Source organism: Polaromonas sp. P1_G2 (genome assembly GCF_056405515.1).
The window spans coordinates 1-524 of the sequence record NZ_JBFUBY010000881.1 but is presented as its reverse complement, the minus strand read 5'-3'; the positions used below and the strand labels follow the sequence as shown (position 1 = coordinate 524).

The 524-nt window shown below is 63.4% G+C and carries 1 protein-coding gene; it reads left to right on the top strand.

Annotated elements, in window-relative coordinates; all coding sequences use genetic code 11:
• Positions 1-435, top strand: a 435-nt coding sequence (locus AC1D0P_RS28130) for a phosphatidylserine decarboxylase (RefSeq protein ID WP_477679737.1), incomplete at its 5' end; no start/stop codon positions are given.
• Between the last annotated feature and the right edge of the window lie 89 nt (positions 436-524).

Sequence of the window (524 nt, the reverse complement as noted above, 5' to 3'; positions counted from 1 at the left end):
GGCCTGTCCGACGCACCGATGCTGAAGGTCTCGATCTTCATGAATGTCTTCAACTGCCATGTGAACCGCGCGCCGATGCGCGGCCGCGTCGAGCATATCGCCTATCGCGAGGGCAAGTTCCTGAGCGCCGATCTCGACAAAGCGAGTGACGACAACGAACGCAACGGCCTGATCCTCCACACCGTGCACGGCCAGATTGGCGTGGTGCAGGTTGCGGGCCTCGTGGCGCGGCGGATCGTCTGCTGGACGACGCCGAATTCGCCACTCGACGCCGGCGAGCGTTTCGGTCTCATCCGTTTCGGTTCGCGGCTTGATGTCTACCTGCCGGACGGATTTACGCCGCGCGTTACCGTCGGGCAGAACGCCATTGCCGGCGAGACGGTACTGGCGGAATTCGGCTCCGAAAAGGGGCCGGTGCTGGCGCGGAGGCTCTAGATGGACACCCCGATCGGCCATTCCGAAAACCACGAGACGAAGACGGATAATCCGCGCGGACCCCGTCTGCGCGAAATTCCGCTCAGGAT